The 20,689-nt window shown below is 72.2% G+C and carries 17 protein-coding genes; 9 read left to right on the top strand and 8 right to left on the bottom strand.

Annotated features, from left to right (window positions below):
* Window position 1: 1 nt before the first annotated feature.
* The gene (gene era, locus FYW99_RS03320) at window positions 2-970 is read left to right on the top strand and encodes a GTPase Era (protein WP_150250109.1); all 969 of its coding nucleotides are present in this window, start codon (window positions 2-4) and stop codon (window positions 968-970) included.
* A 190-nt stretch (window positions 971-1,160) separates the two neighbouring features.
* On the opposite strand, the gene FYW99_RS03315 is transcribed toward era, so the two are convergent.
* Window positions 1,161-1,895 (bottom strand): IclR family transcriptional regulator, encoded by a 735-nt coding sequence (locus FYW99_RS03315; RefSeq protein ID WP_061078315.1) that lies wholly within the window; start codon window positions 1,893-1,895, stop codon window positions 1,161-1,163.
* A 285-nt stretch (window positions 1,896-2,180) separates the two neighbouring features.
* On the opposite strand from FYW99_RS03315, the gene FYW99_RS03310 reads away from it, so the two are divergent.
* Window positions 2,181-3,485 carry a DUF6986 family protein gene (locus tag FYW99_RS03310; protein ID WP_150250107.1) on the top strand — a complete coding sequence of 435 codons (1,305 nt, stop codon included), beginning with the start codon at window positions 2,181-2,183 and terminating at the stop codon, window positions 3,483-3,485.
* A gap of 5 nt (window positions 3,486-3,490) precedes the next feature.
* Window positions 3,491-4,840: an allantoinase AllB gene (gene allB, locus FYW99_RS03305; RefSeq protein ID WP_150250104.1), complete on the top strand. Its 1,350-nt coding sequence runs from the start codon at window positions 3,491-3,493 to the stop codon at window positions 4,838-4,840.
* A 330-nt stretch (window positions 4,841-5,170) separates the two neighbouring features.
* On the opposite strand, the gene alc is transcribed toward allB, so the two are convergent.
* The 6 genes from alc to uraD all read right to left on the bottom strand — a co-directional run bounded on the left by alc (window position 5,171) and on the right by uraD (window position 11,527).
* Window positions 5,171-6,298: an allantoicase gene (alc, locus tag FYW99_RS03300; protein ID WP_150250101.1), complete on the bottom strand. Its 1,128-nt coding sequence runs from the start codon at window positions 6,296-6,298 to the stop codon at window positions 5,171-5,173.
* An 89-nt stretch (window positions 6,299-6,387) separates the two neighbouring features.
* A complete protein-coding gene (locus FYW99_RS03295; protein ID WP_150250099.1) occupies window positions 6,388-7,314 on the bottom strand; it encodes a LysR family transcriptional regulator in 927 nt (308 codons plus the stop codon).
* A gap of 109 nt (window positions 7,315-7,423) precedes the next feature.
* Complete coding sequence (locus FYW99_RS03290; protein WP_150250097.1) at window positions 7,424-8,932, bottom strand: nucleobase:cation symporter-2 family protein; 1,509 nt, start codon at window positions 8,930-8,932, stop codon at window positions 7,424-7,426.
* 554 nt (window positions 8,933-9,486) lie between these two features.
* Window positions 9,487-10,383, bottom strand: a complete 897-nt coding sequence (gene pucL / locus FYW99_RS03285) for a factor-independent urate hydroxylase (protein ID WP_150250700.1) — start codon at window positions 10,381-10,383, stop codon at window positions 9,487-9,489.
* Window positions 10,384-10,643: 260 nt separating this feature from the next.
* Window positions 10,644-10,982, bottom strand: coding sequence for a hydroxyisourate hydrolase (gene uraH / locus FYW99_RS03280; protein WP_150250094.1), 339 nt, complete (start codon window positions 10,980-10,982; stop codon window positions 10,644-10,646).
* Window positions 10,979-11,527 carry a 2-oxo-4-hydroxy-4-carboxy-5-ureidoimidazoline decarboxylase gene (gene uraD, locus FYW99_RS03275; RefSeq protein ID WP_150250091.1) on the bottom strand — a complete coding sequence of 183 codons (549 nt, stop codon included), beginning with the start codon at window positions 11,525-11,527 and terminating at the stop codon, window positions 10,979-10,981. Before uraD ends, uraH begins: the two co-directional genes overlap by 4 nt.
* 399 nt (window positions 11,528-11,926) lie before the next feature.
* On the opposite strand from uraD, the gene FYW99_RS03270 reads away from it, so the two are divergent.
* From FYW99_RS03270 to leuA, 6 genes are all read left to right on the top strand, one after another.
* A complete protein-coding gene (locus tag FYW99_RS03270; RefSeq protein ID WP_150250089.1) occupies window positions 11,927-12,724 on the top strand; it encodes a hydroxypyruvate isomerase family protein in 798 nt (265 codons plus the stop codon).
* Between the two features lie 86 nt (window positions 12,725-12,810).
* Window positions 12,811-13,701, top strand: a complete 891-nt coding sequence (locus FYW99_RS03265) for a 2-hydroxy-3-oxopropionate reductase (RefSeq protein WP_150250086.1) — start codon at window positions 12,811-12,813, stop codon at window positions 13,699-13,701.
* 201 nt (window positions 13,702-13,902) lie between these two features.
* A complete protein-coding gene (gene gcl, locus FYW99_RS03260; protein ID WP_150250083.1) occupies window positions 13,903-15,618 on the top strand; it encodes a glyoxylate carboligase in 1,716 nt (571 codons plus the stop codon).
* Window positions 15,619-15,854: 236 nt separating this feature from the next.
* Window positions 15,855-16,205, top strand: coding sequence for a hypothetical protein (locus tag FYW99_RS03255; protein ID WP_150250081.1), 351 nt, complete (start codon window positions 15,855-15,857; stop codon window positions 16,203-16,205).
* Window positions 16,206-16,556: 351 nt separating this feature from the next.
* Window positions 16,557-17,618 (top strand): alkene reductase, encoded by a 1,062-nt coding sequence (locus FYW99_RS03250; RefSeq protein ID WP_150250074.1) that lies wholly within the window; start codon window positions 16,557-16,559, stop codon window positions 17,616-17,618.
* A 521-nt stretch (window positions 17,619-18,139) separates the two neighbouring features.
* Window positions 18,140-19,840, top strand: coding sequence for a 2-isopropylmalate synthase (gene leuA, locus FYW99_RS03245; protein ID WP_150250072.1), 1,701 nt, complete (start codon window positions 18,140-18,142; stop codon window positions 19,838-19,840).
* Between the two features lie 85 nt (window positions 19,841-19,925).
* Here leuA and FYW99_RS03240 read toward each other — a convergent pair whose 3' ends face one another.
* Window positions 19,926-20,636: a DUF2625 family protein gene (locus tag FYW99_RS03240; protein ID WP_150250069.1), complete on the bottom strand. Its 711-nt coding sequence runs from the start codon at window positions 20,634-20,636 to the stop codon at window positions 19,926-19,928.
* Window positions 20,637-20,689 lie beyond the last annotated feature (53 nt).

The raw sequence follows: 20,689 nt of genomic DNA, 5'->3' as shown, positions 1-20,689 counted from the left end.
CATGAACGAGCTCGACCTGGAGAAGCTGCGCCTGCCGTTGCAGATGCCCTCCCACCCGGAAGGATTCCGCAGCGGTTTCGCGTGCTTCGTGGGCCGCCCCAACGTGGGCAAGTCCACCCTGATGAACGCGCTGGTCGGGCAGAAGGTGGCGATCACCAGCAACCGGCCCCAGACCACGCGGCGCACGGTGCGCGGGATCGTGCACCGGCCCGACGCGCAGCTGATCATCGTGGACACGCCCGGCCTGCACAAGCCGCGCACCCTGCTGGGTGAGCGGTTGGACTCGCTGGTGCGGTCCACACTGGTCGAGGTGGACGTGATCGCGTTCTGCCTGCCCGCCAACGAGCCGATCGGGCGGGGCGACACCTACATCGCCAAGGAGCTGGCGGAGCAGACCAACACCCCCGTGGTCGCCCTGGTGACCAAGACCGACCTGGTGGACCGGGACGCCGTGGGCCGTCACCTGATGGCGGTGAACGAGCTGGGCGACTGGGCCGACATCGTCCCCGTCTCGGCTCAGGGGGGTTTCCAGCTGGAGACCGTCACCGACGTGCTCTGCTCGCACCTGCCGGAGGGGCCGCCGCTGTACCCGGACGGCGACCTCACCGACGAGCCGGACGAGATGCTCGTGGCCGAACTGGTGCGCGAGGCGGCGCTGGAGGGTGTGCGCGACGAGCTGCCGCACTCCATCGCGGTGGTCGTGGACGAGATGTACGAGCGCGAGAACACCCGCCCGGGCAAGGAGCTGGTGGACATCTACGCGTCGCTGTACGTGGAGCGCTCCAGCCAGAAGGCGATCGTGATCGGGTCCAAGGGCTCGCGTCTGCGCGACGTGGGTTCGCGGTCCCGCAAGCAGATCGAGGCCCTGCTGGGCCGCCGGGTGTTCCTGGACCTGCGGGTGCGGGTGGCCAAGGACTGGCAGCGCGACCCCAAGCAACTGCGCAAGCTGGGCTTCGACCAGCCCACCTGACGTGTTGCCGATGTGGTGTGTGGGGCTTTGACCTGCGTTGATCTTTGCTTATAGCGCGACTCGGGCGTCCAACCTCGCTATAAGTACAAGATCACGCTCGACAGCGCTGGGCCGGTGAACCCTCTCGGTCACCGCACCGGCCGGGACGGACGCACGAGAGCCGGGCCGGGGATCTCCCCGGCCCGGCTTCCTACGTCTGGTTGTTGAGGTCGGTGGCCAGCAGGGTGGCGCAGCGCCGCACGATGGGGGCGGCGCGGTCCACGAACTCCCAGCTCACCCGGGCCTCGGGGCCCGACACCGACACCGCCATCCCCGAGGGCGCCCCCGCGACGGGAACCGCCACGCAGCGCACGCCGACCTCCTGCTCGCCGTCGTCCACGGCGAAGCCCTGCGAGCGGACCCGGCGCAGTTCGGTGAGGAAGTCGTCGGGGTCGGTGATGGTGCGGTCGGTGGCGGCGGGCATGCCGGTGCGGCGGACCGTGGCCAGCACCTCCTCGTCGTCGAGCTGGGACAGCAGTGCCTTGCCCACGCCCGCCGAGTGCGGCAGCACGCGGCGCCCCACCTCGGTGAACATGCGCATGGAGTGCTGTGAGGGCACCTGTGCGACGTAGACGACCTTGTCGCCGTCGAGCATGGCGAGGTTGGCGGTCTCGCCCAGGTCCTCCACCAGCTGCGCCAGGTGCGGTCTCGCCCAGGTGCCCAGCATCTGCGAGGCCTTGTCGCCCAGCCCGATCAGCCGGGGGCCCAACGCGTAGCGGCGGGAGGGCAGCTGGCGCACGTAACCGTTGCCGACCAGGGTGCGGATGATGCGGTGGATGGTCGGCAGCGGGAGCCCCGAGGATTCGGCCAGCTGGCTCAGCGAGGTCTCGCCGCCCGCCTCGGCCATGATCTCCAGCAGGGAGAAGGCGCGGTCGAGGGACTGCACGCCGCCGGGGCGTCCGCGTTTGCCCTGGTCTTCAGGGTGTAGAGAGGTCTGTGGGGCTGACAAGGATCGTGCTCCCATGCTGAGGGCCGTGGGTTCGGGGTCCTGCCTCCGCGGGGGGAGGACGGTTTCCGGCTCACTGTCTTCTATAGCACGTGGAACGGCGGCGTTCCGGTGGTCCGGGAACCTGCGTCCCGGGATCTTGGACACCCCGGGCTCCCTTGTTATTCCGGATAGCAAAAGTTACTATCCACGATAGGAAAAACTAGCCTGGGAGAGGACATACACGTGCAACAGGACCGGCCCGAGAACCGCCGCAGGGAACCCGATCTCGGCCTGGACGTACTCACCGCCGGACTGAACGCCCGCCTGGCCGACGCCGACGCCCGGCTCGTCCGCGACTACCCGGGTTCCTCCGGTGCCCGCCAGCCGGTGCACACCGTCTACGTTCCCGCGGACCGCGTCCGGACCGGCCTGGCCCGGGAGTGGGGTGAGGCCGCCCTGCGCAGCCTGGACGAGTACGCGCCCGACGCCGCGGCACTGGCCGCCGCCACCGGTGTGGACGAGGACGCCGTGGCCGGGGTCCTGCCCCGCCTGCGCGACAAGCTCGCCCGCGAGCCGGTCGAGGACCTGCGCGTGGACCTGGAGGACGGCTACGGCGACCGGGGCGACGAGCAGGAGGACCGCGACACCGTCGACGCCGCCCGCGCCCTGTGCTCCGACCTGGGAGCAGGACAGGCCCCGCCCGTTCTCGGCGTCCGGATGAAGGGCATGGAGGCCGCCGGACGCGCCCGCGGAGCCCGCAGCCTCGCGCTGTTTCTGCACACCCTCCTGGAGGAGCTGGGGGGCCTGCCGGACGGGTTGGCGCTCACCCTTCCCAAGATCACCTCCGTGGAGCAGGTCGAGGCGATGGTCTGGCTCGCCGAGGAGCTGGAGCGGCGCCTGGAGCTGCCCGAGGGGCGGCTGCGGTTCGAGTTGCAGATCGAGACCCCGCAGTCGGTCCTGCTCCCCGACGGCACGGTGGCCGTCGCCCGCATGATCGGCGCCGGACAGGGCCGGGTCAGCGCCCTGCACTACGGCACCTACGACTACAGCGCCGCCTGCGGGATCACCGCCGCCTACCAGAGCATGGCCCACCCGGTCGCCGACCACGCCAAGGCCGTCATGCAGGTGGCCGCCGCCGGAACGGGGGTGTGGCTCTCCGACGGCTCCACCAACGTGCTGCCCGTGGGCCCGGCCGAGGAGGTGCACGCCGCCTGGCGCCTGCACGCCTCCCTGGTCCGCCGCTCCCTGGAACGCGGCTTCTACCAGGGCTGGGATCTGCACCCGCACCAGCTGCCCACCCGCTACCTGGCCACCTACGTCTTCTACCGCGAGGCCTTCGCGCCCGCCGCGGCCCGCCTGCGCGCCTACCTCGGCGCCGTCGCCGGGGGCGTGCTGGACGAGCCCGCCACCGCCCAGGCGTTGGCCGCCGCCCTCGTGAGCGGGGTACGCTGCGGGGCGCTGGACGAGGCCGAGGTGGCCGACGCCGCCGGAACCGACACCCGCACACTCGTCGGCCTGGCCAGTCGACGGGTGGGACAGGAGCAGTGACACACATGACCCAGCACGATCTCGCCGTCCGCGCCCGCCGCGCCCTCACCCCCGAGGGGGAGGGGCCCGTCACCGTCGGAGTGCGCGACGGGCGCGTGGTCAACGTCCTGGAGGGGGAGTTCGCGCCGCTCATCGCCCGCCGCGAGATCACCCTGGCCGAGGACGAGGTGCTGCTTCCCGGCCTGGTCGACACCCACGTGCACGTCAACGAGCCCGGGCGCACCGAGTGGGAGGGCTTCGCCACCGCCACGCGGGCCGCAGCCCTGGGCGGGATCACGACCCTGGTCGACATGCCGCTCAACAGCGTGCCGCCGACCACCACCGTCGCCGGGCTCGACGCCAAGCAGGCCGCCGCCGAGGGCAAGCTCGCCGTGGACGTGGGCTTCTGGGGAGGGGCGGTCCCCGAGAACAGCCGCTCCGGCGCCACGAAGGAGCTCGCCGCGCTCTGGGAGCGCGGGGTGTTCGGGTTCAAGGCGTTCCTGTCCCCGTCGGGGGTGGAGGAGTTCGGCCACCTGTCCCCGGAGGAGTTGTACTCGGCCGCGGAGGCGATCGGGGAGTTCGGCGGCCGACTCATCGTGCACGCCGAGGACCCCGGCGTCCTGGACGGGGCGCCGCCCGCGGCCGGACGCGACTACGCCGCCTTCCTGGCCTCGCGGCCCGACACCGCCGAGAACGAGGCGATCGCCCGGGTGATCGACGTGGCCCGGGCCACCGGCACCCACGCGCACGTGCTGCACCTGTCCAGCGCCTCCGCGCTGCCGCTGATCGCCCAGGCCAGGGCTGAAGGGGTGCCGCTGACGGTGGAGACCTGCCCGCACTACCTCACCCTGGAGGCCGAGGGCGTGCCCGCCGGGGCCACCCAGTACAAGTGCTGCCCGCCCATCCGGGACGCGGCCAACCGCGACCTGCTGTGGCGCGCGCTCGCCGACGGGCTGATCGACTGCGTGGTCAGCGACCACTCGCCCAGCACCCCCGACCTCAAGGACCTGGACACCGGCGACTTCGGCACCGCCTGGGGCGGGGTGTCCGGGCTCCAGGTGGGCTTCTCCGCGGTGTGGACCGAGGCCCGCCGCCGCGGCGGTTCCCTGGCGGACGTGGTGCGGTGGATGTCGTCCGGGCCCGCGCGGGTGGCCGGACTGCGCGGCAAGGGCGCCATCGTCGAGGGCGCCGACGCCGACTTCGCCGTGGTCGCCCCGGAGGAGTCCTTCCGGGTGGACGTGCGTGCGCTGGAGCACCGCAACCCGGTGAGCCCCTACGACGGGGCCGAACTGCTCGGGCGGGTGCGCCGCACCCTCCTGCGCGGTCGGGACGTGGGGCACGAGGACAGGTCCGGGCGGATGCTCGTCCGGCAGTAGGAACGGTGGTCGGGCCGCGGGTTCGGGCGTCCGCGGGGTTCTGGAGGCGGCGCAGGCGGGACTGCGAGCAGGCTGCGCCGTAGGCGTCGGTTGAGGGCGGTGGGCGACGGGTGGGTACGGGCCGTCTCGCCGGAGGCGCCGCTGTGCCTGCTGCGACCCGGTTCCCGTACCGCAGGGCGCCCGAACCAGGAGAGTGCTGCGCGCAGTGTCCGTTGAGGGTGGCGGCCCGCCCCGTCGCGGAGCGCCCCGGCGGGCGGTGGCGGGCGACGGGCGGGCCGAAGCGAAGCGGAGGTCCCAAGGAGAGTCGGGCGGGCCGCGCGGGCGCGGGTGTCAGCCCCGCAGCTCGCTCCAGCGGTCGCGGAGACCGGCGGCCCCGGATTCGGTCAGGGAGCCGAAGACGTTGAGGCGGGCGATGCCGCCGTCGGGGAACACGTCGGTGCGCACGTGGGTGGCGGTGACCGGGGCGTCCAGGACGAAGCGGTGGGCGCTGTCGGGCTCCAGGCGGGTGCGGGGGATGATCTCGAACCACGCGTCGGGGGCGTCGGAGTGCGCGTCGCGTCCCAGGACCGCCACCCAGCCCGCGGCGTTGCCCTTGAGGTAGGCGGTGTCCAGCTCCAGGGCGCGGACCGTGGCCTGGGCGGTGAGGCGGAAGCGCACCCAGTCGTGCTCGGTGTCGCGGCGGCGCCGGTTCTCCCAGCCGTCGTCCATCTTCTGTGAGCGGCCGGGGGCGATGATGTTGTCCGGTGAGGAGTAGAAGCGGTCCGAGGCGTCCTCGACCATGCCGCCGTTGACCAGGGCGGCCACGTCGAAGCCGCCGAGGGCGGTCAGCCAGTCGGGGTCGGGCACAGGCTCGCCGTACACGCGCAGGCGGGCGACGCCGCCGTCGGGGAACTGCCTGAGGCGCAGGTGGGTCCACCGGCGCCCGGCGTCCACCTCGAAGCCGTTGGCGGCGTGCCCGTGGACGAAGGCGCGGGGGACGATCTCGGTCCACTCCGCCTTGAGCAGCTCGTCGGTGGTGGGGGTGCCCTCCAGGTGGACGGCCTCGACGCTGACCTCGCGGGGGTGGTTGCCGCGGAAGTGCGCGGTGTCCACCACCACGCCGCGGACCAGGCCGGGCAGGCCGAGGCGGACCAGGGCCCAGTCGTGGTCGTCGGCCGCGGGGTGGGGCTGGTCGCCGCTCACGCCGCGGCGCCTGCGGGTCTCCCAGCCGTCCATCACCTTGCCCTTGTGCCCGAAGGCGTGCGGGTCGAACACGGCCGGTTCGGGCAGCAGCAGGTTCTCGCGCTGGGCGAAGAACTCGTCGTTGGCCGCCACGACCCCGGCGCCCAGGCGCCGGTCGGCCAGGTCGACCAGGGCCGAGAAGTCGAGGTCGGTGCCCCGGTAGTCGGCGTAGGGGTCGCCGCCCGCGTAGGGGCGGGCGTTGTAGGCACGTGGATCGGTGGGCTGGGCCCCGCTCATGTTGCTCCTGAGAGAAGTGGACGTGTCGGACATGTCCAGAGTCCCAAGAGAGAACGATTACTTCCAGCGAAAGTTTCTGATCACTCTGTTCAGTTGAACTGAACAGAGGGGCCGCCCAGGTCCGCGGCGGTGTCGGCCAGGGCACGCAGCACCGCCGCGACCTGGGGGCGCCCGCCAGCTCCGGAGCGCACGGCGGAGACCACGTGGCGGCGCGGCTGGTCGGAGCGCAGCACCCGCAGGCTGACCCCGGGGGTGTCGTCCGCGGCGGCCAGCCGGGGGATCAGCGCGACGCCCATGCCCGCCGCCACCATGTCCAGGATGGCCCTCCAGTCGGAGGCCACGTGCGCCTGCCTGGGGACGAACCCCGCCTGGGCGCACGAGGCGACGGTGATGTCGCGCCAGGGGCCCGACGCACCGTAGATCCACGGCTCCTCGGCCAGGTCGCGCAGGCGCAGGGCGCGGGCGCCCGCCAGGCGGTGGTGGACGGGCAGGGCCGCGTCCAGGGGGTCGGTGAGCAGCTCGCGCCGGTCGTAGCGGCCGTCGTGGCCGGTGGGGGCCTGGGCGGCCAGGGACAGGCCGACGTCGATCTCGCCCGCCGACAACAGGTCGTAGACCTCGGCCGCCTCGGCCTGGTGCACCCGCGTGGTCAGTCCGGGGCTGGCGCGCCGCAGGGCGCCCAGCGCGGGCACCACGAGGCTGGGGATGGCGGTGGCGAAGGCGCCCACGCGCACGTGCCCGGCCTCGCCCCGGGCGAATCCCTCCAGCTCGGCCTCGGCCCGCTCCAGCTGGGCCAGGACGATGTCGGTGTGGCGCAGCAGGGCGTGCGCCGCGTCGGTGAGGCGGACCCGCCGCCCGTGCGCCTCCAGCAGGGCGACCCCCACCTGCTGGGAGAGGGAGGACAGCTGCTGGGAGACGGCGGAGGGGGTCATGCACAGGGCCTCCGCCGTGGCCCGGACGGTCCCGAACTCCTCCAGGGCGCGCAGGACGCGGAGTTTGCGAAGATCCCAGTCGGTCACCCTGACAGGAATACCATTCAGCAGCCCTGAACGGCAGCGCCGGTGTCCGCGGGGATCCCGCGGACACCGGACCCGGGGCGGGAGGCACGGCCCCCGCCCCGGCGACGGATCACGCCCGGGGTTTGTCCAGGGGCTCGCAACCCCCGTCGCGGTAGGCCTCCCGGGCCTGGTCGGTGTACTTGGCCTCCCCGGGGCCGGCGCTGCCGATCTCCTCGGCGTCGATCTCGGCCGGGGCGGCGGAGCGCCCGCGGCCGATCACGTTGAAGCACACGTTGAGCACGATCGCGACGACGGCCGCGCCGATGATGCCCGAGTGCGCGACCAGCTCCACCGACTCGGGCAGGAACGCGTAGAAGGTCGGGTAGGCCAGCGGGATGACCGCCACGCCCACGGAGGCGGCCACCAGCACCAGGTTGAGGTTGTTGGTGAAGTCGACCTTGGCCAGGGTCTTGACGCCGCTGGCGGCCACGCTGCCGAACAGGACCAGGCCCGCGCCGCCGAGTACGGGAGTGGGGATGGCCGCCATGGCGCCGCCCAGCACCGGGAACAACCCCAGCGCGACGAGGATGCCCGCGCCGGTGGCCACCACGTAGCGGCTGCGCACCTTGGTCAGGGCCAGCAGGCCGATGTTCTGCGCGAAGGAGCTGGTGGGGGTGGCGCTGAAGATCGGTCCGATGATCGAGCCGCTCACGTCGGCGCGCAGGCCCGCCGAGATGCGCTTGGCGTCCACCTTCGAGCCGGTGATCTCACCGACCGCGATGATGTGCGAGGCCCCCTCGGTCAGGACCACGAGCATGATGACGCACATGGTGACGACCGCGGCGACCTCGAACCGGGGCGCGCCGAAGTAGAACACCGAGGTCGGGTCGAACACGATGTCGGCCTCGCCCACCCGGCTGAAGTCGGCCATGCCCAGGGGGACGGCGACCAGGGTGCCCACGAGCAGGCCCAGGAGGATGGACAGCCTCCCCCAGATACCGGGGAGGACCCGGGATCCGAGCACGATCACCCCGAGGGTGAGCCCGGCCAGCCCGAGGTTGGCCACGGGCGCGGCCGGAACCGCGGAGCCGTCCTCCAGGGTGCGGACGCCGCCGTCCATGATCCACCGCGCCGCCACCGGCATGAGGCTGACGCCGATGACGGTGATGATGGTGCCCGTGACGATCGGGGGGAAGAAGCGGATCAGCTGTCCGAAGAACGGCGTCAGCGCCAGGGCGAAGACCCCGGCGGCCAGGGAGGCGCCGAAGGCCACGGGCAGGTTCTCGCCGTCCTGCCCCGCGGCCAGGGAGGTGATGGCGCTGACGGGGACGAAGGAACAGGCCACCACGATCGGCATCTGCGCGCCGACGCGCCGGTGGCCCACGGTCTGCATGAGTGTGGCGAAACCCGCCACGAGGAGCGCGCCGCTGACGAGGATGCCCATGGCGGCAGGGTCGTTCGCGAGCCCGGCGGCGGCGCCGATGACGAGGGCCGGCGCCACCGCGCCGGCGTACATGGTCAGGATGTGCTGGAGCCCGTAGACCAGGAGCAGCCGCGCGGGCAGCTTCTCGTCCTCGGGGCGGGGGGCGGATGCGGCGTTCGTTGTGGCCGAGTCCTTCGCGGACGGACTGTTCGACATGGCCAGTTTCCAGCCTTTGCGATCGGCGGCCACCCCGGAGGGGGCCGAACTCTCGGGCACGGGGCCCGGTGGTGTCGCACCGGCCCGACGCCCCCGTCAGGGGACGCCGGAGCCGGGGAAGGGCCCGCCGCGGCGGGCCAGGACCCGTGGCACGGCTGTGCGCGCGGGTCACGGGAGTGTCGGTGCGCGTGCCCGGCGAGGCTCCGGAGCCGCGGACGGGACCGCGAGGAGAGGGCGGTCCCGCCCGCGGGGCACTGCCGGAGCGCCCACCGGGGAGCGCCCGGGCACGGGGGTGGGGCGGGGCTTCGTCAGGGGGCGCCGTCCGCACGCCAGGAGCTGTCACCCCGAGGAGGGCGCCGTCTAGGGACTGCTTTTCGAACCTGCCTGAGCTTGTGGGGGGTGGTTCGGGCGCCCACGGGGTTCTGGAGGTGCCGGAGGCGGGTTCGCGAGGAACGGGCGAATCCGGTGTAGGCGCCGAAGGTTCCCGTTCTTCGGGCGTCCGAACACGGACCGAAGCGAAGCGGAGGTCCAGAAGAACACGGCCTAGACACTGCCTAGACGAAGCCGGGGACGGTCTTCCAGGCGTCGCCGGGCTCGGGGGCGTCGTCGCGCTCCACGGTGGCCTCGATCTTGCCGTAGGGGCGGTCGGCGGCGAAGAAGACCTCGTTCGGGTTGTCCAGGCCGAACGGGGACAGGTCCACCAGGAAGTGGTGGTTGTTGGGCATGGAGAAGCGGATCTCGGCGATCTCCGGGTGCGCCTCCAGGACGGCCTTGCCCATCTCGTAGAGGGTCTGCTGCAGCGCCAGGCTGTGGGTCCGGGCGAAGGCCTCCAGGCACAGGGCGCGGACCGAGGAGTAGGTACTGTCGAAGTCGTGCTCCACGCCGACGTAGCGCCAGCGGGCGGTGACGTCGGTGGCCAGGATCCGGTCGGTGGTCTCGGGCAGCGTCGTGTACCTGGTCCTGGGGAAGCCGTGGAACTCCGAGCCGGTGGACTTGAGCACGGACAGGCCCTCGAAGCCCGAGACCACCCACTCCCGCCCGTCCGTCTTGGTGACGACGGTGGTGCGGGTCTCGGCGCCCCTGCGTGAGAACGCGTGGTCGTGCGGCCCGGAGGAGGTCTCGATCCGCTCCCAGGAGTACTCCTGCACCTCCTGGCGGGCCCCGTGCACGTACTCGTGCTCGTCCACGAAGTGGCGGGCCAGGCGCAGGGCGAAGTCCTCGACGGCGCCGACGCCGCCCCACTCGCGGGCCTTGGCGTAGACGGTGTTCTTCTGGGTGTCGGTCGGCAGGCAGGTGCTGTTGTCGCCGTGGGTGTGCACCGTCTCCAGCTCTCCGCGCAGCTGGGAGGTGACGTTGACGTCCTTGATCCGGTGGACGTCGGTGTCGCGGTTGACGTGGACGAGGCGGACCTCGGCCTTGCCGTACTGGTTGTCTCCGAGTCGGATGCCCATCAGGGTGAACTCCATCCGTGTGATGCGTGAAGTCGTCATCGTTCGCGCCGTGGCGCAGTGCTACGAGGGAGGACCGCTGTGGTCGTGCGGAAGGACCTGTCGCGCACTCGAAGATTCAGGCTTGCTCTGGCCGGCGAGGATCTCCTGCCCGCCGCTCCCTTCCCGGTCGGCCGTGCCGCCGCGGTGGTCTGTGTGGGTGGTGTCCAGGGGGAGGGCGCGGGGCGCCCGCCTGGTCAGGGTGTGCGTCCGCCGGACATGCCCTAGGAGCCCCGGTAGGTCGAGTAGGCGAACGGGCTCAGCAGCAGCGGGACGTGGTAGTGGGCGTCCTCGTCGGCGAGGTCGAACACGATGGAGACCTCGGGGTAGAAGCCGCGCTGGCCGGTCGCCCCGAAGTAGGCGGCGGTGTCGAAGACGACCCGGTGGAAGCCCGCGGGGAGCCGGTCGGGGCCCAGGTCGGGCACGCGCCCGTCGTCGTCGGTGCGCCCCTCGGCGACCGTCCGCCAGGACCCGGGGCCGTCGGCGGCCTCCAGCCGCACGGGCACGCCGCGGGCGGGTCGGCCCAGGGCGGCGTCCAGGACGTGGGTGGTGACGTGGCTCATGCGTCCTCCAGGAGTTTGACGAGGCGGAGCCCGGCGATCCGCCGCAGCTCCCCGCCGACCACGGCCAGTTCGGTGTCGCGGTCGTTGGACAGTCGTGCGACCAGGTCCGCGAGGAGTTCGCGGCTGGAGCGCCCGCTCGCGCAGACGAGGTAGATCTGCCCGAACCTGTCCTCGTACTCACGCTGGGCGTGGGCGAAGATCCGCTGGACGCGCACGGAGGCGTCGTCGGTGTCGGAGGCGAAGGCGGACTGCTCCCCGCGCGACCAGGCGGCCTCGGTGTCGGCGCCCTCGGCCTTCTCCCCGATGCGGGGGTGGCGGGCCAGTGCGGAGGCGACCTCGTCGGCGGTGACCGCGCGTGCGTGCCCGTCGGCCGAGGCCAGCAGGGCCGCGCGGTCGGAGAAGGGCGCCTCGGACGCGACGGCCGCGATCCAGCGGTCCACGTCCAGGCACTGCGCGAGCGCTGCGCGCAGCTCCCGTGCGGGCAGCGCGTTCAGTCGCGCCAGACCGGGGTCGGGCCCGTTCTCCGGCTCCTCCGGGGTGCTCATGTGGTCTCCCGTGATTCGGCGCGACCCCCGGGTCTCCCGTCCGTGGGACGGCGTACCGCGGCTCCCGCCAAAGATTTTCGTAGAGCAGATAACTAATTCCGTATTACGGATTGGGGGGACTCTAGTTGATGCGAGTGTGACCTTGTCAACACTCGCAAGGGGAGATCTGCGAAAAATAACCCGATCTGTGCCCGAGCACAAAGAAGGCCCAGCCTTCTCGCCGTCACTCAGGGTTGATGACGGGGTTCGTGGGGTGCATGGGGTTGGAGTGGCGCCTGGTGTGCGAAGGGGTGGGATTCGGAGTGGTTGACAAGCGGGGGTGTCCCGGCACACACTTCAATCATTCCTTAAAGCGAAAACTACTTTCCACATTGTGGAAGTAGATGCTGGAGGCAAGGTATGAGCCACACCCTGGGGTACACGGTGAACTGCTCGCTGCTGTTCACCGAGCTCCCCCTCAACGACCGCCCCCGGGCGGCACGGGAGGCGGGCTTCGACGCCGTCGAGTTCTGGTGGCCGTTCGAGAGCCCGACCCCGCCGCAGGACGAGATCGACGCCTTCGTCTCCGCCCTCGACAGGGCGGGGGTCCGCCTCAGCGGCCTCAACTTCTTCGCGGGTCAGCTGCCCGGGCCCGACCGGGGCGTGCTCTCGCACCCCTCGCGCAGCGCCGAGTTCCGCGCCAACATCGACGTCGTGGTGCGCATCGCCGAGCGCACGGGCGCCACGGGCTTCAACGCCCTCTACGGCCTGCGCCAGCCGGGGGTCGACCCCGACGAACAGGACCGGACCGCCCTGGAGAACACCGTCGCGGCGGCCGAGGCCGTGGCCGCGGTCGGCGGCACCGTCCTCATCGAGCCCATCAGCGGGGCCGAGAGCTACCCCCTGACCACCGCCGCGGACGGGCTCGCCTTCGTCGCCCGCGCGGGGGAGGCGGGCGCGGACAACGTCGCCCTCCTGGCGGACCTGTACCACCTCGCCGTCAACGGCGACGACTTCGCCGCCGCGGTCCGCGACCACGCCGCCGAGTTCGGACACATCCAGATCGCCGACACCCCCGGGCGCGGCGAGCCCGGCACCGGACGGCTGCCCATCGGGGAACTCCTCACCGCCGCCCAGACCGGGGGCTACCGGGGACTCGTCGGCCTGGAGTACAAGCCGACCGTGCCCAGCGCCCAGAGCTTCGGCTGGCTCAACTGATCCCCCAGCCGCGCGTCCAACCGCCAGTCAGGCAGCACCAGCCACACAGCACCAGCCACGCACCACCAGTTACGAAGGGGGCCGTCGTGCCCGTCAAGAAGATCGCCTTCATCGGCCTGGGGATCATGGGCCTGCCCATGGCCGTCAACCTCGTCCGCGCCGGGTACACCGTGACCGGCCACAACCTCACCCCCGAGCGCGTCGACGCGCTGGTCGCCGAGGGCGGCCTGCGCGGGGGCAGCGTCGCCGGGGCCGCCGCCGACGCCGACGCCGTCATCACCATGGTCCCGGACTCCCCGGACGTGGAGGAGCTCATGCTCGGCCAGGGCGGCGTCTTCGAGAGCGTCAAGCCCGGCACCCTGGTCATCGACATGAGCACCATCCGCCCGGACGTGTCCCGCTCGGTGGCCGAGGCCGGGGCCGAGCGCGGCCTGCGCGTCCTGGACGCCCCCGTCAGCGGCGGCGAGGCGGGCGCGGTCGAGGCCAAGCTCTCCATCATGGTCGGCGGCGCCGCGGAGGACTTCGAGGCGGCCCGGCCGCTCTTCGACGTCCTGGGCACCACCCCGGTCCTGGTCGGCCCGAGCGGCTCCGGCCAGACGGTCAAGGCCGCCAACCAGCTCATCGTCGCGGGCAACATCCAGCTCCTGGCCGAGGCCCTGGTCTTCCTGGAGGCGCACGGGGTGGACACCGAGTCCGGCCTGGAGGTCCTGGGCGGCGGGCTCGCGGGCAGCACCGTGCTCCAGCGCAAGGGCGCGGCCATGCGCGCGCGCGACTTCACCCCGGGCTTCCGGATCGCCCTGCACGACAAGGACATGCGCATCGTCACCGACTCCGCGCGCGCCGCCGGGGTCGCGATCCCGCTGGGCTCGCAGGTCGCGCAGTACGTCGGTGCGCTCAAGCACCAGGGGCACGGCGGCCTCGACCACTCCGCGCTGCTGAAGATCGTCGAGCAGCTCTCCGACAGCTCCGACCGGTAGCGCCCCGGCACTTCGGACCACAGGGTCCGCGCCCGGCCCCGCGCCGTCCGTCCCCGGTGTTGGCCGCACCGGGGAACCACGGTCCGCGCGCGCCGTCCGTGCCCGCCCGCACCTCAGCAGCACCCCTAGCACTAGCGCTGCCACCACACAGCCACCAGTACACAGCCACCAGCACCCCCAGCACTGAAGGGTTCGCTTCCCATGCCACAGATGCCCGCGATGAACGCGGTCGTGGAGGTCCTCAAGGACGAGGGCGTCGACACGGCCTTCGGCTGCCCCGGCGCGGCCATCCTGCCCCTCTACAAGGCGATGGAACAGGTCGGCGGTATCGAGCACCTGACCGTCCGCCACGAGGAGGGCGCCACCCACATGGCCGACGGCTGGTCCCGGACCACCGGCAAGGTCGGCGTGGCCATCGGCACCTCCGGTCCCGCCGGGACCAACATGATCACCGGCCTGTACACGGCCATCGCGGACTCGGTCCCGATCGTGTGCATCACCGGCCAGCAGCGCACCGACCTGCTGGACAAGGAGGGCTTCCAGGCGGTCGACATCGTCGAGATCGCCAAGCCCGTCACCAAGTGGGCCGTCCAGGTCAAGGAGGCCGCCACCGCGCCCTGGATCTTCCGCGAGGCGTTCCGGATCGCGCGGGAGGGACGCCCCGGCCCCGTCCTGGTGGACATCCCGGTGGACGTCGCCCAGCAGCTGATCGACTACGACCCCGCCATCGACGCCCCGCTGAAGGTCAACGCCGTCGAGCCGCACCCGCCCCGGGTGGAGCGCGCGCTGGACATGCTGCTGGAGGCCGAGCGCCCCCTGATCCTGGCCGGGGGCGGCGTGATCACCGCCGAGGCCTCCGACGACCTGCGCGCGCTGGCCGAGCACCTCCAGGTTCCGGTGCAGGTCACCCTCATGGGCAAGGGTTCCTTCGACGAGGACTCGCCCCTGTACTCGGGCATGACCGGCGTGCAGACCTCCCAGCGCTACGGCAACGCCTCCTTCCTGGAGTCGGACCTGGTCCTGGCCGTGGGCGCGCGCTTCGCCGACCGCCACACCGGGCAGATCGACGTCTACCGGGGCGAGCGCAGGTTCATCCACGTCGACATCGAGGCCACCCAGATCGGCCGGGTCTTCGAGCCCGACCTGGGCGTGGTCTCCGACGCGGGGCTGTTCCTGCGCGAGATGCTCGCCGCCGCCCGCACCCGCGGGGCCACGGCCCAGGTGCGGCCCTGGATCGACCGGGTCGCCGAGCTCAAGGCCACCCTGACCCGCAGGGAGGACTTCGACACGGTCCCGGTCAAGGCGCCGCGCGTCTACAAGGAGATCAACGAGGTCTTCGGCGAGGACACCTACTTCGTCACCGCGATCGGCCTCTACCAGATCTGGGGAGGCCAGCACCAGAAGGCGTACAAGCCGCGCCACTACCAGATCTGCGGCCAGGCGGGCCCGCTCGGCTGGGAGATCCCCGCCGCCATCGGCGTCAAGAAGGCGCTCAAGGACACCGAGCCGGACGCGGAGGTCGTCGGGATCGTCGGCGACTACGGGTTCCAGTACATGGTCGAGGAACTGGCCGTCGCCGCCCAGTACGACGTGCCCTACGTCATCATCATGCTCAACAACGAGTACCTGGGCCTGATCCGCCAGGCCTCGATCCCCTTCGACATGAACTACCAGGTGGACATCCACTACGACGAGTACGGCACCGACAACGTCAAGCTCATGGAGGCCTACGGGTGCTCCGGGCGCCGCGTGCTGGAGCCCGGGGAGATCCGCGAGTCCCTGGAGTGGGCCCGCAAGCAGGCCCAGGCCACGTCGCGGCCGGTGCTCGTGGAGATCATGATCGAGCGCGAGGCCAACACGCCGCACGGGCCCGCGATCGACGCGGTCCGGGAGTTCGAGCCTGCTCCGGGGGCCTGACGGCGGGTGTGCCCCGTGCGGAACGCCTGCCACAGCGGACCAAACGGGGCACACCGGTAGCACCAGGCACATATGAACCCGTCGTTACGGGGTTGTGTCCGGAGTGTGTCGCGACGTGCGTTTTCTCAGGCCCGCACCTGCGCAAACGTGGAGTCACCTTGACGACGGACCCGCCGTGCCAGGGAGCGGGATAACGCAACGGAGCCGTCGTCGGCACTCTCGGAAGTTGGAAAAGCATGTCCCCCCACGCGCGTTTCCTCTCTGCGGCCGCCGTCGCGGCCGTCGCGCTCGCCTCCTCCGCCTGCTCCTCCCAGAACGGGTCCGAGGAGGAGTTCCAGGAGCTCCTGGTGGAGAGCGGTCTGCCCGGTGACGAACTCAGGATCACCGCGCCGGACGCCGAAGGGTTCTGGTGGGCCACCTACGAGGCCACGGAGGACTGCCAGTTGCAGTTCAAGTGGAACGGCACCGACCCGGTGCTGATCTACGGGGCCCAGACGGACGGCTACCTGGAGCTGGCCCCGGACGAGACCCACGTGGAGTCCTTCGGCCAGGGCAAGGTCCAGCAGGCCTGCCAAGGGGAGTTCTGACCGCCTCCGGCCCCGGGCGCGCCGTCCGGGGCCGGAGCCCCGACCGCCGGCGTCAGCCCTCGGCGCCTGAGCCGTCCTCTCCCCAGTGGGGAACGGTGCGGCTCCACTCCACGACCTTGCGCAATGCGGTGTTCACCGTCTCCTCGGGCGCCGTGGTGCACATCGCCCCTCGCAGCCAGGTGTACCGGGACTGACTCCGGCGGTGACGCGTCCGTCCGGCCCGGGGCGGCGGCGCGCGTGCGCGGCCTGCCGGAGGGCGTACCCGGTCGACGGCCCCGCGGCGGGTCCTCCTAACGTGAGTGCGTTCCCGAGGGCATGACCCCTCCCGACCCGCACACCACGGAGCCCGCCATGAGCGACCTGTTCGATCCCGTCCGGATCGGCCGCCTGCACCTGCCCAACCGCCTGTTCATGGCCCCGATGACGCGCTCGCGCTCCCGCGGGGGCGTGCCGGGCGACCTCGCCGTCGAGTACTACGCCCAGCGCGCCTCGGCCGGACTGATCATCACCGAGGGCATCCAGCCCAGCGTCCGCGGCCAGGGCTACACCGACACCCCGGGGCTGCACAGCGACGAGCAGGTCCAGGCCTGGAGGCGCGTCACCGACGCCGTACACGAACGCGGCGGGCACATCTTCGCCCAGCTCATGCACGCGGGCAGGGTCGGCCACCCCAGCCTCTACCCGGACGGCGGGCTGCCCCTCGGCCCCTCTCCCATCGCCTCGGGCGCGTCCATGTACGACGGCGGGCAGAAGCTCGCGCACCCCGTGCCGCGCGAGATGACCGCCGCCGACATCGACCAGACCCTCGCCGACCACGCCGCGGCCGCGCGCAACGCGGTCGCCGCCGGTTTCGACGGGGTGGAGCTGCACGGCGGCAACAGCTACCTCATCGAGCAGTTCCTCTCCGACGGCAGCAACCGGCGCACCGACGGGTACGGCGGCAGCGCCGCCAACCGCGCCCGCTTCGCCCTGGAGGCCGTGGACGCGGTCAGCGAAGCTATCGGCGCCGACCGCACCGGCCTGCGCGTCTCCCCGGCCAGCACCCTCAACGGCATCAGCCAGAGCGACCCCCTGGAGCAGTACCTCGCGCTCCTCGACGGGCTGCGCGGCCGTCCCGGGCTGGCCTACCTGCACCTGACGGAGTCGGCCTCGGCCGAGTACACCGGGGCGCTGCGCAAGGAGTGGCCGGGGGTCTTCGTCCTCAACCCCGCCTCCGGCACCGACACCGGACCCGCCACCGCGGCCCTGGCCGAGGAGCGGGCGGACGCCGTGGCGATGGCCGCGGCCTGGATCGCCAACCCCGACCTGCCGGCCAGGATCAGGACCGGCGGTCCCGTCGCCGTCCCGGACCGGGCCACCTACTACGGCGGCGACCACCGCGGCTACACCGACTACCCGGCCCTGGACGCCTGAGCCCAACCGCCGAGGAGCCGGGCCGCCGAAGCGGTGACGCCTCCGGGCAGGGGCGCCACCGCTTCGGCGGGGGCGGGAACGCGAAATCCCGTCGACGGGACCGGCCCGGCCGCCGGCGCGCGGTGACCGCGCTGCCGGTGGCGGCCTCGGGTGTTGGCCGCACCCTGGGCCCCGTCGACGGGATCTGGAACAACCCCCCTAGCACTGAAGGGTTCACCGAAAATGTTACAGACCCCCCGCCGGTCTCTTGAAATCGAGGTACCGGTAGTGGGGCGGATCCCGCCGCGCGCGCCCTCCGTGGGGCGGACCTCCAGGTCATGTGACGCGCGTCCCAACATGCGGACACCGGGTACCAGTTCCGCGGAGCCGTCTGCTAGCGTGAGGACCGTTATGCTGCGCGAGCTGCTTCTCCTTAGCGGCCGCGGCGGGGGTCGTTAAAAGGTCGGCTCCCTCGCCGCGGGACTTCGGCTTGTCCTGGTCGACCATGACCAAGCGCCAGATCCACCCGAGGAGCCACCGAGATGGTGCCGCAGCAAAAGCCCAGCCCCATGCCCTTCCACCGCTACAAGCCCTTCGCGCCGGTGGACCTGCCCGACCGCACCTGGCCCTCCAAGAGCATCACCGAGGCCCCGCGCTGGCTGTCCACGGACCTGCGCGACGGCAACCAGGCGCTGATCGAGCCGATGGACCCCGCCCGCAAGCGCGAGATGTTCGAGCTGCTGGTGCGGATGGGCTACAAGGAGATCGAGGTCGGCTTCCCCTCCGCCAGCCAGACCGACTTCGACTTCGTCCGGTCCCTGATCGAGGGGGACGCGATCCCCGACGACGTGCAGATCTCGGTGCTGACGCAGGCCCGTGAGGACCTCATCGAGCGCACCGTGCAGAGCCTGGTCGGGGCCAGGCGCGCCACCGTGCACCTGTACAACGCCACCGCGCCCACCTTCCGCCGCGTCGTCTTCCGCGTGGACCGCGAGTCCTGCAAGGACATCGCCGTCCAGGGCACCCGGCACGTCATGCGCTTCGCCGAGCAGTACCTGGGCGGGACCGAGTACTTCGGCTACGAGTACTCGCCCGAGATCTTCGTCGACACCGAGCTGGACTTCGCCCTGGAGGTCTGCGAGGCCGTCATGGACGTCTGGCAGCCCGGCCCGGGCCGCGAGATCATCCTCAACCTGCCCGCGACCGTCGAGCGCTCCACGCCCAACGTCTACGCCGACCAGATCGAGTGGATGAGCCGCAGCCTGTCCCGGCGCGAGCACGTGGTCGTCTCGGTGCACCCGCACAACGACCGCGGCACCGGCGTGGCCTCGGCCGAGCTGGCCGTCATGGCCGGGGCCGACCGCGTCGAGGGCTGCCTGTTCGGGCACGGCGAGCGCACCGGCAACGTCTGCCTGGTCACCCTGGGCATGAACCTGTTCAGCCAGGGCGTGGACCCCAGGATCGACTTCTCCGACATCGACGAGATCCGCCGCACCGTCGAGCACTGCACCCAGCTGCCGGTCGCCCCGCGCCACCCCTACGGCGGCGACCTGGTCTACACCGCCTTCTCCGGCTCCCACCAGGACGCCATCAAGAAGGGCTTCACCGCCCAGCAGGAGGCCGCCGACGCCGCCGGGACCCCGGTGGAGGAGTACGTCTGGGACGTGCCCTACCTGCCGATCGACCCCAAGGACGTGGGCCGCAACTACGAGGCCGTCATCCGGGTCAACAGCCAGTCCGGCAAGGGCGGCGTCTCCTACATCATGCAGCGCGACCACTCGCTGGACCTGCCGCGCCGCCTCCAGATCGAGTTCTCCCAGGTGATCCAGAAGTTCACCGACGCCGAGGGCGGCGAGTTCGCCGCCGGGCGCATCTGGGAGATCTTCTCCCGGACCTACCTGGCCGAGGGCGGCCCGGTCGCGGTGCTGGCGCACCGCTCCACCACCGACAGCGACGGCACCTACCGGATCGAGGCCGACGCCCGGGTCAACGGCGAGATCCGCGAGCTGACCGGCACCGGCAACGGCCCCATCTCCGCGTTCTGCGACGCCCTGACCGACGTCGACGTCAAGGTCCGCGTCATGGACTACGTGGAGCACTCCATGGGCGGGGACGGCGACGCCCGCGCCGCCGCCTACGTGGAGGCCGAGATCGACGGCCGCGTGGTGTGGGGCGTGGGCATCCACAGCAGCATCACCACCGCCTCGCTCAAGGCGCTGTGCAGCGCCATCGCGCGCGTCTGACGCGTGCACGCCCACGGGCGGGCACCCGGGGCCGCGACCGGCGGGTCGCGGCCCCGGCCCGCCTCCCGGCCCGTCTTCCGGTCCCTCAGAGAAGGCCGAAAGGCCCGGGGTCGGACAGGCCCAGGGCGGCGCACGACTCCCGGTGCGCGCCGGTCAGCTCGCCCAGCGCGAGGGGCCTGCGTGAGGTCGCGGCCATGTCCTCGCGCGCCTCGGCCGTCCAGGGGAAGGGGTGCAGCGACAACCCCTGCGCCAGGTCCAGCGCCTCGGCCTCCTCGCGCCAGCCCGGCCAGCGCAGGGCGCGGTAGAAGTCCTCCAGACGGCCCTCCAACAGCCACAGCATCCAGCCGGAGTAGGCCGTCTCCAGCGGCTCCCACTCCAGGGAGTCGGGCGCGAAGTAGACCATCTCCCCGGGCCTGCCGGGGTGGTCCCCGCCCTCCGCCGCGGGCCCGTTGAGGGCGAACACCCCGCCCAGCACGTCGTGGGCGACCACCAGCCGCGGCGGCGGGCCGTACACCACAGCGGCGCTCAGGTCGTTGACCTCGCCCAGTCCGGGCAGCTCCGCCCCGCCGCCGCCGTGCACGCGCAGCCACCCGCCGTCCAGGAGCAGGCCGCCGGACTCCAGCGCCATCGCGCCCAGGAAGGACCGTGCGGTCACCTGGAGGCGGTGCAGGCACGTGCGGCCGCGTTCGGGGTCCACGGGCAGGGCGCGCACCGAGGCCCCGCCCCGCTCCATGCGTTCGGACAGCAGCGGCCAGGCGGGTTCGTCCACCTCGACCAGTTCACTCAGCTCGCGCACAGGGCCACCTCCCGTCGGGCCGCGAGGGGTCGCGACGGCGGTCCACATTACCG

Origin of the sequence: Nocardiopsis deserti (assembly GCF_008638355.1) — a bacterium.
GTDB lineage: Bacteria > Actinomycetota > Actinomycetes > Streptosporangiales > Streptosporangiaceae > Nocardiopsis > Nocardiopsis alborubida.
This window is presented reverse-complemented; position numbering and strand designations above follow the sequence as displayed.

Coding starts and splice junctions, on each gene's coding strand:
- era (WP_150250109.1), top strand. CDS start 2: ATGAACGAGCTCGACCTGGAGAAGCTGCGCCTGCCGTTGCAGATGCCC.
- allB (WP_150250104.1), top strand. CDS start 3,491: ATGACCCAGCACGATCTCGCCGTCCGCGCCCGCCGCGCCCTCACCCCC.
- alc (WP_150250101.1), bottom strand. CDS start 6,298: ATGAGCGGGGCCCAGCCCACCGATCCACGTGCCTACAACGCCCGCCCC.
- FYW99_RS03290 (WP_150250097.1), bottom strand. CDS start 8,932: ATGTCGAACAGTCCGTCCGCGAAGGACTCGGCCACAACGAACGCCGCA.
- pucL (WP_150250700.1), bottom strand. CDS start 10,383: ATGGGCATCCGACTCGGAGACAACCAGTACGGCAAGGCCGAGGTCCGC.
- uraH (WP_150250094.1), bottom strand. CDS start 10,982: ATGAGCCACGTCACCACCCACGTCCTGGACGCCGCCCTGGGCCGACCC.
- uraD (WP_150250091.1), bottom strand. CDS start 11,527: ATGAGCACCCCGGAGGAGCCGGAGAACGGGCCCGACCCCGGTCTGGCG.
- FYW99_RS03270 (WP_150250089.1), top strand. CDS start 11,927: ATGAGCCACACCCTGGGGTACACGGTGAACTGCTCGCTGCTGTTCACC.
- gcl (WP_150250083.1), top strand. CDS start 13,903: ATGCCACAGATGCCCGCGATGAACGCGGTCGTGGAGGTCCTCAAGGAC.
- FYW99_RS03255 (WP_150250081.1), top strand. CDS start 15,855: ATGTCCCCCCACGCGCGTTTCCTCTCTGCGGCCGCCGTCGCGGCCGTC.
- FYW99_RS03250 (WP_150250074.1), top strand. CDS start 16,557: ATGAGCGACCTGTTCGATCCCGTCCGGATCGGCCGCCTGCACCTGCCC.
- leuA (WP_150250072.1), top strand. CDS start 18,140: ATGGTGCCGCAGCAAAAGCCCAGCCCCATGCCCTTCCACCGCTACAAG.